This window comes from Myroides gitamensis (genome assembly GCF_029894455.1).
Taxonomy (GTDB): domain Bacteria; phylum Bacteroidota; class Bacteroidia; order Flavobacteriales; family Flavobacteriaceae; genus Flavobacterium; species Flavobacterium odoratum.
Map to the genome: position 1 here is coordinate 2,648,335 of NZ_JARYHN010000001.1, position 15,486 is coordinate 2,663,820.

A 15,486-nucleotide genomic window follows, 5' to 3' on the forward strand; every position below is an offset into this window, starting at 1 on the left:
TCTTTCTCTTTTAGCTATCTCGCTAATCTTACTGTATATTTGTACCTTCGTCTAAATACCTAAAAACACAAAATATGGCTGCGAAAGAAAAAGCGACAAAAGAAACTCCATTAATGAAGCAATACAACGAAATAAAGGCTAAATATCCAGATGCTTGTTTGTTGTTTCGCGTAGGAGATTTTTATGAAACTTTTGGAGAGGATGCTATTCGTACGGCTCAAATTTTAGGCATTACCTTAACCAAACGTGGCGCTGGATCTTCTAGTGAAACGGAGTTGGCAGGATTTCCTCATCACTCTATTAATGTTTATTTACCCAAATTAGTCAAAGCAGGACTTCGCGTTGCAATATGTGATCAGCTTGAAGATCCTAAAATGACAAAAACAATTGTAAAGAGAGGAGTTACGGAATTGGTAACCCCAGGTGTTGCCTTGAATGATGAAGTCTTACAATCCAAATCCAACAACTTTTTGTGTGCGATTCACTTTACCAAAAAAGCCTTGGGTATTGCTTTTTTGGATGTATCAACAGGAGAGTTTTTTACTTCAGAAGGTGATGCAGAATACATGGATAAGCTTTTACAAAACTTCAATCCAAGTGAGATTCTAGTACAAAAAAGCAACAAAGTTACCTTTCAACAGGAATTTGGATCAGCCTATAATCTCTTCTTTTTAGATGATTGGGTTTTCAAAGAAGACTTTGCTTTTGAATCCTTAACCAAACACTTTCAAACCAATTCATTAAAAGGATTTGGTATTGAAGATTTGACTGATGGTATTATTGCGTGTGGTGCTGTATTACATTATCTTTCAGAGACCCAACACACGCGTATCAAACATATTTCAAACATTCAACGCATAGCGGAAGATGCTTATGTGTGGATGGATCGCTTTACTATCCGAAATCTAGAGCTTTACCAAAGCAGTAATTTCAATGCCATAACCCTATTGGATGTCATTGATAAAACGTTATCTCCTATGGGTGGAAGGCTACTCAAACGCTGGTTGGCTCTTCCTTTAAAAAAGAAGAAAAGCATAGTAGAACGCCATGAAATTGTGGAGTTATTGACACAGAAACAAGATACACTTGCCTTTTTTCAAGGGCAGATTAAAAAAATATCCGATTTAGAGCGGTTAACCTCTAAAATTGCAACTGGGAAAGTATCCCCTCGAGAGCTTTTATTCTTAAAAGAGTCTTTGGATGCTATTATCCCTTTAAAAGAACAAGCCTTAAAAAGCAAAAATGATTCCTTAAAAATTATTGGGGATCAACTGCATGATTGTGGTTTATTGCGAGAGCGCATTGCTCAAACGATTCATCCGGATGCTCCTGTGGCCATTAACAAAGGAAATGCCATTGCTTTTGGCATTAATGAGGAATTGGATGAGTTGCGCAATATTTCATCTACAGGTAAAAGCTACCTCGATGAAATGGAGCAAAGAGAGAGCCAAAATACCGGGATTCCTTCGTTAAAAATAGCTTTCAATAATGTATTTGGATATTACATCGAAGTACGCAATACGCACAAAGATAAAGTACCTGCCGAATGGATTCGCAAACAAACCCTAGTCAATGCGGAACGCTATATTACGGAAGAACTAAAAGCGTACGAAAATAAAATCTTAGGGGCTGAAGAAAAAATCAGTCAGCTTGAAGGTCAGATTTACGATGAGTTTGTTCAATGGTGTGGGCAATACATCCAACCGGTACAATTAAATGCGCATTTAGTAGCTCAACTAGACTGTTTGTCTTCGTTTGCTCAATTGGCTTTAGAAAACAATTATGTACGTCCAGTACTCGATGATAGCTATGACTTAGAAATTAAAGATGGCCGTCATCCTGTAATCGAAAAACAATTGCCTTTTGATAAGCCTTATATAACCAACGATGTATTTTTAAATAATTCGACCCAACAAATCATCATGATTACCGGACCTAATATGTCGGGAAAATCTGCTATTTTACGCCAAACGGCTTTAATTGTACTGCTAGCTCAAATGGGGTGTTTTGTACCTGCAGCAGCTGTTCGCATGGGAGTTGTAGATAAAATTTTCACTCGTGTAGGAGCTTCTGATAATATTTCGATGGGAGAATCTACTTTTATGGTAGAGATGAATGAAACCGCTTCTATTTTGAATAATATTTCCGATCGCAGTTTAGTTTTATTGGATGAAATTGGCCGTGGAACGAGTACCTATGATGGTATTTCTATCGCCTGGGCAATTGCTGAATTTTTACATCAACATCCTTCTAAACCGAAAACTTTATTTGCTACGCACTATCACGAATTAAATGATATGCAAGAGCATTTTGAGGGAGTCAAAAACTACAACGTTTCCGTTAAAGAACTAAAAGACAATGTTCTGTTTATTCGAAAACTGATTCCAGGCGGAAGTGCTCATAGTTTTGGTATTCACGTAGCTAAGATGGCAGGTATGCCTCAAATTGTTATTAATCGCGCACAAAAAATGCTGAAACAATTGGAAAAAACTCATCACAAGGATGGAGATGTACAACTGAAACCAGTAGAACAAGATTTACAATTGAGTATTTTCAATATTGATGATCCATTACTCAGTAGTTTGAAAGATGAATTATCCGTCATTGACATCAATACTTTAACGCCAGTAGAGGCTTTGATGAAATTACATGAGCTCAAAAAGATGATTCAATAAGTAAAAAATAATACAAAAAAACTAGATATTCGACTTACTCCTTGGGGTAAGTCGATTTTTTTTTAAAATAATTTAGCTGATTATCCACTGACTGCCAAATGCTTAAAAAAAATAGAAAAAAATATTGTAATTGCGTATTTGCACAAGTAAAAAAATGTTTTACATTTGCACTCGCATTACAGAAATAATGCACGATCATATAAACGCTTGCGAAAATAGCTCAGTTGGTAGAGCGCAACCTTGCCAAGGTTGAGGTCGCGGGTTCGAACCCCGTTTTTCGCTCGAGAGTTTTTTATCACGCTCGAGTGGTGGAAGTGGTAGACACGCTGGACTTAAAATCCAGTGAACAGTAATGTTCGTGCGGGTTCAAGTCCCGCCTCGAGTACAAAAGTCCCAAGTTAACGCTTGGGACTTTTTTTATTTTAGCTTGTTTTGTTTTTAAGAGCACTATCAGAGATAAACAGAAACAAAGAATAAAAGCGAATTTCCATTTCCCCTATACTAACATCATAAAACAAATTCTCTTTTCTTCGATCTTTATTGACTGAAAGCCATTCAAAAGGAGACGTAACGAGTAAAGTACGGCTAGAGATAAAACCGTTTTTTTAGTTATTTTTTCTTTTTCAATACCTTTCGTCTTTTTTAAAAACATATTTTATCTTTAAAAAACACCATTTAAAGTTAATTTACCCTTATTTTATTATTTTTTGCAGATAAAAAAACCAACACATACCTTTGCACTGTTGTTCCTCATAAAAAATTAAATAACATGCAGAAAATAATAAACGCTTTTTCGACACTACACAATATGCAACTCCTATGGTCTCCTTTTGCTATGAAAATGGAAACTATGTGTATGTCTTAACGAAAGCAAAGCTTTATTATTTTTTGTTCTACAAAACAGAAAAGGAGGCTTTGGTAGAGCCTCCTTTTTTTTGTATCGTTTTTTAAGCAGCAAAAAACGATAGTCCATGATATGCTGCTAAAAATAATCAAATTTTTAGTGAAAATGAAAAGTATTCAACTTCGGCTACTCCTAGGTAGCTTGCTATTGCTATGCAATATAGCGGTAGCCCAACAAATAACGGTAACAGGTGTGGTACGTGAGCCAAACGGAGATTCACTACCTGGTGTTTCGGTTATTGTATCCAACACCACACATGGGGTACAAACAGATTTAAATGGACGATATAGTCTCAGCGTCAATGAAGGAGATATATTGTACTTCGATTATATAGGATTTAAACCCCAATCCATCCCAGTAAACAAGCAAAGTGTTATTGATGTTGTTCTACTCGAAGATGCGGTTCATCTAGATGATGTTGTTATTGTAGCGTATGGTACACAAAAACAAAAAGCCGTAGTAGGTGCCATTAGTCAAATCAAAAGTGATGTTCTAGACAAACAAGTAGCTACTTCTGTGGTAACCGCGCTTCAGGGAACGGTAGCTGGAGTAAACATCATCAATTCAAGTTCTCAGCCAGGTGAAAGTCCAACCATACGAGTACGTGGAATAGGTTCTATTAACGCCTCAGCAGATCCGCTAATTATCTTAGACGGGGCTCCCTATTCGGGAAACCTCAATTCGATTAGTGCGGATCAGATTGAGGCAATCAATATACTAAAAGATGCCTCTTCTACTGCCCTATATGGTTCTAGAGGTTCTAATGGGGTGATTCTAATCAAAACAAAAATGGGAAAGCGCAACAGCGAACCTGAGGTACAAGTCAAATTAAGCTCTGGGGTTGCCTTTGATGCTGTACGCACACATAACGTATTGGATACCGAAGGATACACCACCTATCTTTGGGAAGGAAGAAAAAACAATTACCAATATGTATTAGGGCAAGAAGAAGCAATTGCACGAAAAAATGCCTCTGATGGATTAGTCAGTTATTTTGGTTATAATCCTTTTGGGACCAATCAACCTGTTGATTATAATGGTAACTGGACGGTTAAGGATCCGTTGTTATGGGAAACGGATTGGAAAAAAGAACTACAGCGAAATCAAGCGTTCAGAAATGAATATAACTTTAATATTGCTGGCGGAAGTGACAAAACCACCTATTTCTTATCTGCCAACTACCTCAACCAAGACGGAATGATTAAGACATCTAATTTTGAACGTACAACAGTTCGTTTAAATCTAGAAAGTCAGATTACAGATTGGTTGCAAGTAGGAGCCAATACAGCGTATGCTAGTTCCAATCAGAACTTCCCTACCCAAAGCGGGACCAACTTGTATAGCCCGATGAATTGGATTTACGCTATGCCTAGTGTATTCCCTGTGTATAAAAGAGATGCCAAAGGGCAACTAGTTTACGATCCAACTGGAGGGAAAATTTACGACTACGGCAATGCCTCAAGCAAAGACGTTAATAGTGTTCGTCCGATTATGAGTGGTGAAAATGCGGTAGGTATCTTATTTAATAATAACACCATCAACCGTCGTTCTTCACTCAGTTGGAATGGTTTTGCTAAAGTTGATTTGACTGAAGGACTCTATTTTAAATCCAACTTATCTTATGAAAAATACGATTACAACGTAAAAGAATACAACAATGCACAATATGGACAAGCCTCTAGCGTCAAAGGGCGTGTTCAAAAAACAAAGGACACTTCTGAAACGATTAACTTTATCAATGCGTTACACTATGACAAAGTTATCGATGATCACCATTTTGCAGCCGATGGGATTGTTGAAGCCTATCGTTTTAAACAAGATTTGTTTCATGCTTCTTCTACGGGATATCTACCTGGAAATACTGAAATTGGCAGTGGTACAGCTTTAGAAAGCATTGAAGGATACGAGGTAGAAGATCGTTTAACGAGTTATTTAGGGCGTGTTAGCTATGATTACAACAATGCGTATTTTATAGAAGGTTCTTTCAGACGTGATTCAAGTACGCGTTTTGACAAATCTGTAAGGGCAGGAAATTTTTATTCTATTGGAGGTTCCTGGATTGTTTCTTCTGAAGATTTCCTAGCCAATCTTTCGTATATCGACTTACTTAAACTAAGGGTTTCCTATGGAGAATTAGGAAACAACAACCTAAAAGATAAATATTTTCCTTATTTGAGATTATTCGAAACGGGATATAATCAATTGGACAATCCTGGTGTTGTATTGGGAGACTTAACTGATCCTTATTTAACTTGGGAGAAAACCGCTTCTTTCAACGTCGGGCTTGATTTCAGTTTGTTTAACAATCGCCTTGAAGGTTCTGTAGATTATTACAAAAAGCGCTCTATTGATTTGTTATTTGCGATTCCACAAGCACCTTCTACAGGAAATCTTGAGTTACTATCGAATGCAGGGACTATTGAAAACTACGGATTAGAAGTGAGTTTAACCACTCACCTTCTCCGCACAAAGGATTGGAAATGGGATACATCACTAAACTTTTCAATCGACAGAAATAAAATTAAATCGTTAACGCAAGACAGTTTCATTAGTGGTCTAAACCGTTGGGAAGAAGGTCGTTCACTTTATGACTTTTACCTTAGAGAATGGGCAGGTGTAGATCCAAATGACGGATATGGAATGTGGTATAAAGATGTATTAGACGCTCAGGGACAAGTAACGGGACGAGAAACGACAAAAGACTATGATGAAGCGACTCGTTATTACAAACAATCGGCCCTGCCTAAAGTTGTGGGAGGTTTCAATACAAGTCTGTCTTATAAAAGCTTTGACTTTAGTGCTTTTTTCAATTTTAGTTTAGGTGGTTATATCTACGACAATGATTACGCTAGTTTAATGGGGGGAATTTCTAAAGGATATCAAAGTTCACCAGATTTGGAAAATCGTTGGCAAAAACCAGGGGATATTACAGACACGCCAATCATCTTGAATGCTTCTAATAATTTTGCTGCTACTTCAACACGATTTTTATACAAAAATGATTATCTCCGTTTGAAAGCCCTAACAATAGGATATTCCCTTCCGGTTGATCGTTTAAGTAAAATAAAACTCAAGCAAGCGAGAGTATATATACAAGGGGAAAATTTATTGACCTTCCAATCGCATCAAGGAATTGATCCAGAACAAGCAATTAATGGCGTGACGAATTATCGCGTTCCTTTATCTGCTACTGTTTCGGTTGGATTAAATATTAATTTTTAAAAGCGCAAACACATGATACAATCAATTATAAAAGCAATTATTTTAATCATACTATCTAGTAGTCTTCTGGGTTGTTCCTCTGATTTCTTAGATGAACCTCAACCTAAAGATAGTATTTCTCCCGACATTGTTTTTGGGAGCAAAGAAGGAGCAACCTCTTTTCTATCGGGCATTTTGAGATTACAAAGGATGTCAATGATTAACGACGAAGCATCAGGTCTTCATAGCATTTTATTTGCCCGAAGCGTAAAAGGAGCAGATTTAATCCAAAAACAAATCTGGTTTGATGATGATTACGATCATCAAGTCTATGTAAGTACCGGGACACGAGCTATATTTTCATGGAGATTACCCTATAAAATCATCGATCAAGTTAACAACTTAATTCAAGGGGTTAAAGCGAGTACTAAAATCAGTTCAGAAGATAAAAACACCTTAATCGGGCAAGCATTAGCACTTAGAGGTTATTACTATTTTCAGCTCGCTATTGAATTTGGAGATGCTTATCTATCTCCAGAACACTCTAATTTCCCTCCAATTTATACCGAACCTACGGCTACTCCAGCTCCCTTTACCACGAAAGAGGAGTTTTTCAGTCGCATTGTAACGGATTTAGAAGAAGCCACTACTCTTTTAGATGAAAAAAGAGAAAATAAATCCTACATCAATAAAGCCGTAGCACAAGCGTTTTTAGCGCAAGTATATCAATACATAGGAAAATGGGAATTGGCGCAGAAAAATGCAGCAGCAGCCTACGGTGGGCATCCTCTTGAAGTATTACGCGCGGAAGACTATAACAAGGGCTTTGCTTCTATCCAAGCAGCAGAATGGTTATGGGCTTTACCACAAAGCGCGGACCAAACCGTTTACTATCGTTCACACCCTCATGCCATGATGGATCATGTGGCCGTGGCTTACCATGGTACGTTCATTAATGATGCTTTTGTACAACAATTCAGTGCTACGGATGTCCGCAACTTATTTTCAAATTTTTATGAGAAACCAGCAGGTGATTGGCAAGAATACGTAACTTCTAAATTTACGTTTACTTTTGAATCTGACATTCCTATTCTTCGTTATCCAGAGCTTATTTTGATTGATGCCGAGGCCGCTTACCATCTAGGAGATGAAACCAACGCACGTAAATTGCTTGATGATATCCGCCGAAATAGAGATACTGCCGCACAAGCAACTACAGCCAGCGGTACCGATTTATTGGAAGCTATCTTACTCGAACGACGAAAAGAATTATATGGCGAATGTGGTGTAGAATGGTTTGATGCGAAGCGACTATTAAGAGGCATTAATCGTACGGGAAATCACCGCACCAAATTATCCATCGCTCCTTTAGATAAACGCTTCCAATTACCTATTCCACAAGAAGAACTAGATGCACGTAAGTAAAACGTATACTGAATGATACGATAAAAAAAGCCCTAAGTCAAACTTAGGGCTTTTTCATGTATTTAAATCTTTCTTCTTCTTATGAAGAACATCGCTTATTTACTCTCTCACAATGAATTGTACACTTTGTTGTGTTCCATTGCCTTTGAGCACAAGAATATAAGATCCCGTTGCTAAAGTTGAAGATAATTCTATTTGTTTATCTGTAGTTCCTTCTACAAACTCCCCTTGTTTGATTACTTGTCCTTTGACATTGTAAATCACATAACTCATTGCTTGTTGTTGATCTTCATCTAAACGAACGTGTAACGTTTGATTTTTCTGGACAGGATTTGGATATATTCCCCAATCTGCTGCTGCTTTTTGCTCAATATAAATTGGACAACTCACCACCTTTTTACCATTATACAACGTCAAGACTACATGATACTCTGCACCAACTTCTAATACATCGCTGATGCTATTTCCTGCTGAATACGCTTGTTGATCTCCAATAGGTTCTCCATTTTTAAACCATTCATATCCTTTGAATACATACCCTCCATTGGTTTTCTTATTGTTGTTTACCAATAAGACATTGTTGTATTTCTGATATACAAGATTGGTTGTAGCGAGGCGTTTTTCAATATACACAGTATACGTTTCCTGTTCGGTTCCACGAGGAGAAGTCACGGTAATAACTTGTTTGTACGTACCGTATTCTTTTACAGCTACAGTTATATACGTAGAAGGTGATACTTGCACTCCATCTGCAACCTGAACTTCGATAATTACTTGATCTTGTTCTTTTTCACAACCAATCACAACATACACTTCTTTCTCTGGTTTTCCATACGAAACACCATCAATAATTAAGTTTTCAATCTCCACTGCTTTACTGGTCACTTCAATTGTTCGTGCCACAGGTATCGCTGGGCTGTAATTTTCATTTCCAGGTTGAGAAGCGGTAATTGTAACGAATCCTGTGCGTAAGAAACGCACCATTCCTCTTTCATCTACCGTTGCCACTTCTTGATCTATTGCGTCGTTAATATGATAAGAAACAGGCAATCCAGAGCTAGCCGTTGCTGTTAGTTGTAACGTTGGTGTATCTTCAATCACCACAGTACTTACCACCTCAAAATCAATTACTTGATTTGCTTGAACTATTTTTAGCGTTCCATTCAACGTTAGAACTTCATAGGCAGGCCCAAAATCTACTGTTGCTGTCACTTCATATACACCAACTTCAGTCTGATTGTTATTGGTATAGGTAATTTCAGCCTCAGCCCCGACATTTCCTTCCACTTGTAGGGATTTTACTTGACCATCATAAACAAAAATTCGATCAGATAATGAAACACCCCTGATTGGGCTTTGTTTAATTTCAAAATCAGCTCCTGTAAAAGAAACTAGTTCGTAATTTGCTCGTACAGCTAAAGTACCTTGGTTGATGGCATATAATCCTATTTCCTCCCCTGTAACACGTGTTAAACGTCCTGTTGTTACCTGAATAAGCTGGTCACCTCTTTGTAAACCAATGGCATCAAACAAGAAAACGGGATCTGCCTCGCCATATCCTTTTGCTTGGTTTTCTATCACGACGATTTCTAAAGGTGCGGGTGTAATTTTAAACTTCTCTTGCCCTGCTACAGTCAAGATATAATTCCCAGACAAAGCTTGTATACCTCCTAAAGCATAATTATATACCCCTACATTTTCTCCTATTTGTCTACCGAGTAACCCCGTTAAAGCTGTAGCTGCAGTATCATTAAATTTGAGCCCTGTAACAGTATACGAAAACACAGGATCTACTTGTCCATATACTTTTTGCATGCCTGCATCAGGCACAACCACCAAAGCCGCAGGGGTAATACTCAATTCACTGGCTTGAAAGATCAATTCATAATTTGCTCCAATCACTTGTAGAGTTCCTTGACTGATGGCATAATTACCTACATTCTCTCCTGCTACACGACCTAGTATTCCTCTTAATACAGTAGCCTCTGTATCATTGTTTAACAACCCTGTTACTTGATAAGTAAACACTGGATCCGCTTCACCATATTCTTTCGTCTGCTCGTTGGCAGTTACAATTAATTCTGCGAAAATAATCTTGAAATCCGCACTGATAAACGTAATCTCATAGTTTCTTCCACCACTTAGAGTACCTTGTGTAATGGCATACATTCCCATTTCCTCTCCTGCTACTCTAGCAAGGGCACCCGAAAAAACAGCTAAAGTATCCGTATATTTAAATCCAGTGGCTGTATAAGTAAACACAGGATCTTCAGTACCATATCTTTTTTCTTGGCTACTATCTGCTATAACGGTGAGCATGGCTTTCGTTACTGTTAAGGTAAAAGTTACATCTTCAGCAGGTAAGTATACATTATTTCCTGGTTGACTTGCTGTAACAGTTGTCGTTCCCACTCCTTTTATCACCAGTTTTCCATTTTCAACTACAGCTACTGTTTCATCTTCTACCGCATAACTCAATGCCAAGCCACTATCTGAAACTCCATGTATAAAAGGTATATCACCATATACTTTCGTAACATCTTCTGCTGTGATTACCTGACTATCTGGAGGTAATGTACTGAATGTCACTGGTCCATACCAAACTCCACATGGTAAAGCTCGCACATATACATCATAATCAGTATCCGCTATTAAATCCGTAAACGTATAAGGCGTTGTTACATTGTCTACTGTTGTTCCAGCTCCTCGTACAAAACCAGCTGGCCCATATTCAATTTCAAATGTTGTTCCTTCCGATTCGATATGCAAGACCGTTTCCTCTTCATTCACTTCAACTTCTGCAAGCGTAACCTCGTCACATGGCACCCCTCCTGAAATATCAAAATCATCCAATGCAACGTCAAGATTAGCAAACACCTCAAGGACATTGGCCTTCACTCTGATTTTTACATACATACCTGCATAATCTTCAAGATCATACGTAAACGTTTGCCATCCACTTGTTCCATTGGTATTGATTGTTCCTACTTGGGTATAAGTTTGACCGAAATCCGTAGATAGTTCAACTGTTAAACGACCTAAACCAGTGTAAGCTGGATCACCAAAATCGTCTGTTAGTAAATATTTAAAAGAGAAGGTATCTCCATATAGTATAGGTCCAACAGTAATGGTTGAAAAACTCCCCGTTAGGACTCCACCTAAAAAAGAATAATCATATAAACTCGTATGAATACTATTCCCTTGATCAGTAGTTACTGGTGTAAAGCTCCAAGTTGCCCCAGGCAATGGAGCCCATCCTAAAGGATAAACTCGTCCTCCACTAAAATCTTCATGCCAAGGGGAAGGTGCAATAAGAATATCATCAAAGGATAATGGTCCAGCCCATACACTTTCTTCATCCGAGCAAATATTGCGCACATAAAACTGATACGCTTGCGTTGTTGCTAAATCTGTAAAGGTATAAGATGTTGTTGTAATATTCTCAATGATTGTACCATTTGCACTACCTTGTACAAAACCAGTAGGTCCATATTCAATTTCAAACTGAGCACCATCACTAGTCCAATTCAATGTAAATCCAGTAGGTGTAATATTCGTTTTCGTTAATCTTATTGGAGGCCCACAAGTAGGACAAGGCCCAATTGGTAACGTTTCTGATACGAGTTCTTCACAGGCCGTTACAGTTCCTGAAATATCATTAGCACCTCCAACTGTCACCGCATAATTTACCTCATTATCACAGTCACCCCAAAATTCATCATCCACTGTAATTTGCAGCGAATATGGATGGTTTGAACCAGTATACGAACGATTAATCACAAAATTTCTATAAGACCAAGAATCATAAGGACCACCACTGAGAACAGCGCGTCCATCTGCATCGAGTAATTTCCAAGTAGTTACATCTCCATAACTAGGGAACGTTAAATTAATTCCAATCTCACAGCTTACGCCTGGTTCAGGAGTTTCATTATCAGAATCCACATCCAACGTAAAATCAATGGCTTGACCAAATGAGTCATCATTGCTACCCCAATCCTCATCATATCCACTAATCCAACAAGGATCTATATTCACTTCAAAACCCAACGCAATCCAAGTTTTAGTAATTCGTATACGTGTTGCACCTGCTAAAGCTGTTGTTGGTACAGCAATATCGAATGAAACACTGAGTCCATCTTCTCCATCAGAATCCTCCAATCTTCCGATATAATAGATTTCGCCAGCATCATCTAAAAAACCATTGTGGTTCCAATCAATAAAAGCATAGATATCATTTTCATCTCCATATGTATTTCCATGAACCGTTAAGGTATAGGTTTGTCCTGCGACAACCTCAGCAACCTCAGCTGTATGATCCACTAAAAAATTCATATCATTTGTATTGGTTATTTCTAGCCCATCAAATTCAATTTTGGTAATTTCTTCCACAGCAAATCCATCTACTTCACAATAAGGCGAAGGAAATTGAGCAAAAGCAAGGGGACTACTTAAAAGGACTAAAAACAAAAATAGCTGTTGGAGCCATCGGTTGTTTTTTTTTGCCTTTGTAGTTAAAACATTTAGGTAAGTAATGTTATTCATAATAGGTCATTTGGTTATACATCCAGTACTAGCACAACATCGTCATATTAAGGGTTGTTTATTTAGTTAACTAATTAACAAAACCTTTCATATAGGCCATGGAGTAAACAATATTTTAAATAACAATATATAAAAATATATGCTATTATTTTCAATATTTACAAAAAAATATTACACATTACATAAATTAAACAAAACAAGTCGATGTTAATAAAAAACAAATATAAAAAGAGTTGTATCGTCTATTTAAGATTTCCACCGAATGCAGGGTATTACACTATTAGTTGAAAAGAAAGAAGAAGCAAGTATAAAAAAAGAGCTCAATCCTTTCATTATCAATCAGAAGCAAAAACCATTCAATTTTATCCTTAAAAAAGCTTGCAAAACAATAAATTCTATTCTATATTTGCACTCGCAATACAGAAGTACTGCACGATCTTACAAACATAGGCGAAAATAGCTCAGTTGGTAGAGCGCAACCTTGCCAAGGTTGAGGTCGCGGGTTCGAACCCCGTTTTTCGCTCCAGTAATTTATTACGCTCGAGTGGTGGAAGTGGTAGACACGCTGGACTTAAAATCCAGTGAACAGTAATGTTCGTGCGGGTTCAAGTCCCGCCTCGAGTACAAAAGTCCCAAGTGAATGCTTGGGACTTTTTTTTTGGACAAGTGCGAATTGCAATTCGCGTCAACAATCTTGAATTTATTACATTTTTATTATGAGCGCAATCGTTATTAGCCAGAAAGAAAATGAGACGTATAAGTTCACATTTGAACATCGCAGAGGACGAACTCTACTTACAAGCCAAGAACACACGACCAAAGAAGAAGTCTATGAAACCATTGACTACCTCAAAAACAACTTCTCTGCAGTTGAAGCTATACGTTTCAAAACACCTAGTGGTAAATTTTATTTCAAAACCGTTATTGAAGGGAACACTTTCGGTACTAGTCGCCGATTCAATACTGAATTGCGTTTTGAAAATGGCATTGAAGAAGTAATTCAAAATTTCACTTCAGCAGAAACACTGGATTTATCCCTTGATATTTTTGGAGATTTCCCAGAAGAATAGCCTAACAAAGAAAAAATAAAAAATCAGCTACAAAAAAAATAAAAAACCAAAATACTGATTACCAACAGCTAAACATAACTGTTCAAAAAAAGTTTTAATTTTCTTTATTTTTTTCTTGTGACACCTATTTTTTATTCTATCTTTGCACTCGCAAAACAGTTCTAATACTGATGAGCAAAGGCTCGAGTGGTGGAAGTGGTAGACACGCTGGACTTAAAATCCAGTGAACAGTAATGTTCGTGCGGGTTCAAGTCCCGCCTCGAGTACAAAAGTCCCAAGTTAACGCTTGGGACTTTTTTTTATCCTTATTTTCTACTTTATTTGAATAACTATTCTTTCGATAACTGTATAAAAAAAGGAGCCTAGTATAAAACTAAACTCCTTCTATTTTTATATTAATTAATAATAATTAATCCTTCTTTTTAACTTGCTGCTTCTAATCTTTGCATTAAGTTTTTATTCAATGCCTGCTCTGTATAAGCACGATCAACGACCAATTCCTTCACTTCCTCTTTACTCGGTAGCTCATACATCGCATCCGTTAAAATAGCTTCGCAAAGCGAACGCAATCCTCTTGCACCAAGTTTGTACTCTAATGCCTTATCTACAATATAATCTAAAGCTTCATCTGTAATAGAAAAAGCAATACCATCCATATCGAATAATTTCTCATACTGTTTGATCAACGCATTTTTAGGCTCTGTAAGGATCGCTCGTAGCGTTTCCCTATCCAATGGGTTCATATACGTTAAAACAGGCAAACGACCGATGATTTCAGGTATTAAACCAAAGTCTTTGACATCTTTCGGAATAATATACTGCATCAAGTTGGTGCGGTCTACTTTTTCTCCTTCTTTGATCGATCCATATCCTACAGATTGGAAGTTCAAACGCTTCGAAATAATACGTTCGATTCCATCAAATGCACCTCCCGCAATAAAGAGAATATTTTTAGTATTAACCTCAATAAACTTTTGATCCGGATGTTTTCTTCCTCCCTTAGGCGGAACATTCACTACACTTCCTTCCAACAGTTTCAACAACGCCTGTTGCACCCCTTCACCTGACACGTCACGTGTAATAGAAGGATTATCGCTTTTACGGGCAATCTTATCAATCTCATCAATAAAGATAATACCGCGCTCTGCTTTTTCAACATCGTAATCTGCAGCTTGAAGTAATTTAGTTAAAATACCTTCCACATCTTCTCCTACATATCCTGCTTCTGTCAATACTGTAGCATCCACAATAGCCAACGGCACATTCAACATCTTCGCAATTGTTTTTGCTACCAATGTCTTCCCTGTTCCCGTTTGCCCAACCATCAAGATATTACTCTTCTCGATTTCAATATCCTCATCCTCTCCATTCATCTCTTGTAACAAGCGTTTGTAGTGATTATATACCGCTACAGCCATTACCTTTTTTGTTTGATCTTGACCAATGACATATTCGTCTAAAAAAGCACGGATTTCCATTGGCTTTTTCAGCAATAATTCATTGGATAGACCTTCTAAATGTTTTGCATCTTCTTCTTCAAGAACAATTCCATAAGCTTGGTCCACACAACGATCACAAATATGCGCATCAATACCTGCGATAAGAATATTTGTTTCCGATTTTGGACGTCCGCAAAAGGAACATCTCATCTCTTCTTTAGCCATAT

At 37.5% G+C, this 15,486-nt stretch carries 6 protein-coding genes and 5 tRNA genes; 9 read left to right on the top strand and 2 right to left on the bottom strand.

What is annotated here, in order from left to right:
* Positions 1-74: 74 nt before the first annotated feature.
* The 5 genes from mutS (at position 75) to M2306_RS11770 (ending at position 8,205) form a co-directional block, all read left to right on the top strand.
* Positions 75-2,675 (top strand): DNA mismatch repair protein MutS, encoded by a 2,601-nt coding sequence (gene mutS / locus M2306_RS11750; protein ID WP_259187767.1) that lies wholly within the window; start codon positions 75-77, stop codon positions 2,673-2,675.
* Between the two features lie 209 nt (positions 2,676-2,884).
* Positions 2,885-2,957 (top strand) — tRNA-Gly (locus M2306_RS11755).
* 17 nt (positions 2,958-2,974) lie between these two features.
* A tRNA-Leu gene (locus M2306_RS11760) sits at positions 2,975-3,060 on the top strand.
* A 624-nt stretch (positions 3,061-3,684) separates the two neighbouring features.
* Positions 3,685-6,801 (top strand): SusC/RagA family TonB-linked outer membrane protein, encoded by a 3,117-nt coding sequence (locus tag M2306_RS11765; RefSeq protein WP_259187766.1) that lies wholly within the window; start codon positions 3,685-3,687, stop codon positions 6,799-6,801.
* Positions 6,802-6,813: 12 nt separating this feature from the next.
* Positions 6,814-8,205, top strand: a complete 1,392-nt coding sequence (locus tag M2306_RS11770) for a RagB/SusD family nutrient uptake outer membrane protein (RefSeq protein WP_259187765.1) — start codon at positions 6,814-6,816, stop codon at positions 8,203-8,205.
* Positions 8,206-8,304: 99 nt separating this feature from the next.
* Here the strand turns inward: M2306_RS11770 and M2306_RS11775 are convergent, their stop codons facing one another.
* The gene (locus M2306_RS11775; RefSeq protein ID WP_259187764.1) at positions 8,305-12,750 is read right to left on the bottom strand and encodes an MBG domain-containing protein; all 4,446 of its coding nucleotides are present in this window, start codon (positions 12,748-12,750) and stop codon (positions 8,305-8,307) included.
* Positions 12,751-13,200: 450 nt separating this feature from the next.
* On the opposite strand from M2306_RS11775, the gene M2306_RS11780 reads away from it, so the two are divergent.
* The 4 genes from M2306_RS11780 (at position 13,201) to M2306_RS11795 (ending at position 14,086) form a co-directional block, all read left to right on the top strand.
* A tRNA-Gly gene (locus tag M2306_RS11780) sits at positions 13,201-13,276 on the top strand.
* Positions 13,277-13,288: 12 nt separating this feature from the next.
* Positions 13,289-13,374 (top strand) — tRNA-Leu (locus tag M2306_RS11785).
* Between the two features lie 92 nt (positions 13,375-13,466).
* Positions 13,467-13,820 carry a hypothetical protein gene (locus M2306_RS11790; RefSeq protein WP_115092481.1) on the top strand — a complete coding sequence of 118 codons (354 nt, stop codon included), beginning with the start codon at positions 13,467-13,469 and terminating at the stop codon, positions 13,818-13,820.
* Between the two features lie 180 nt (positions 13,821-14,000).
* Positions 14,001-14,086 (top strand) — tRNA-Leu (locus M2306_RS11795).
* A gap of 156 nt (positions 14,087-14,242) precedes the next feature.
* Here M2306_RS11795 and clpX read toward each other — a convergent pair.
* On the bottom strand, positions 14,243-15,484 hold the full coding sequence (gene clpX / locus M2306_RS11800) for an ATP-dependent Clp protease ATP-binding subunit ClpX (protein ID WP_115092480.1): 1,242 nt from the start codon (positions 15,482-15,484) through the stop codon (positions 14,243-14,245).
* Positions 15,485-15,486 lie beyond the last annotated feature (2 nt).

Coding starts and splice junctions, on each gene's coding strand:
- mutS (WP_259187767.1), top strand. CDS start 75: ATGGCTGCGAAAGAAAAAGCGACAAAAGAAACTCCATTAATGAAGCAA.
- M2306_RS11790 (WP_115092481.1), top strand. CDS start 13,467: ATGAGCGCAATCGTTATTAGCCAGAAAGAAAATGAGACGTATAAGTTC.
- M2306_RS11765 (WP_259187766.1), top strand. CDS start 3,685: ATGAAAAGTATTCAACTTCGGCTACTCCTAGGTAGCTTGCTATTGCTA.
- M2306_RS11775 (WP_259187764.1), bottom strand. CDS start 12,750: ATGAATAACATTACTTACCTAAATGTTTTAACTACAAAGGCAAAAAAA.
- M2306_RS11770 (WP_259187765.1), top strand. CDS start 6,814: ATGATACAATCAATTATAAAAGCAATTATTTTAATCATACTATCTAGT.
- clpX (WP_115092480.1), bottom strand. CDS start 15,484: ATGGCTAAAGAAGAGATGAGATGTTCCTTTTGCGGACGTCCAAAATCG.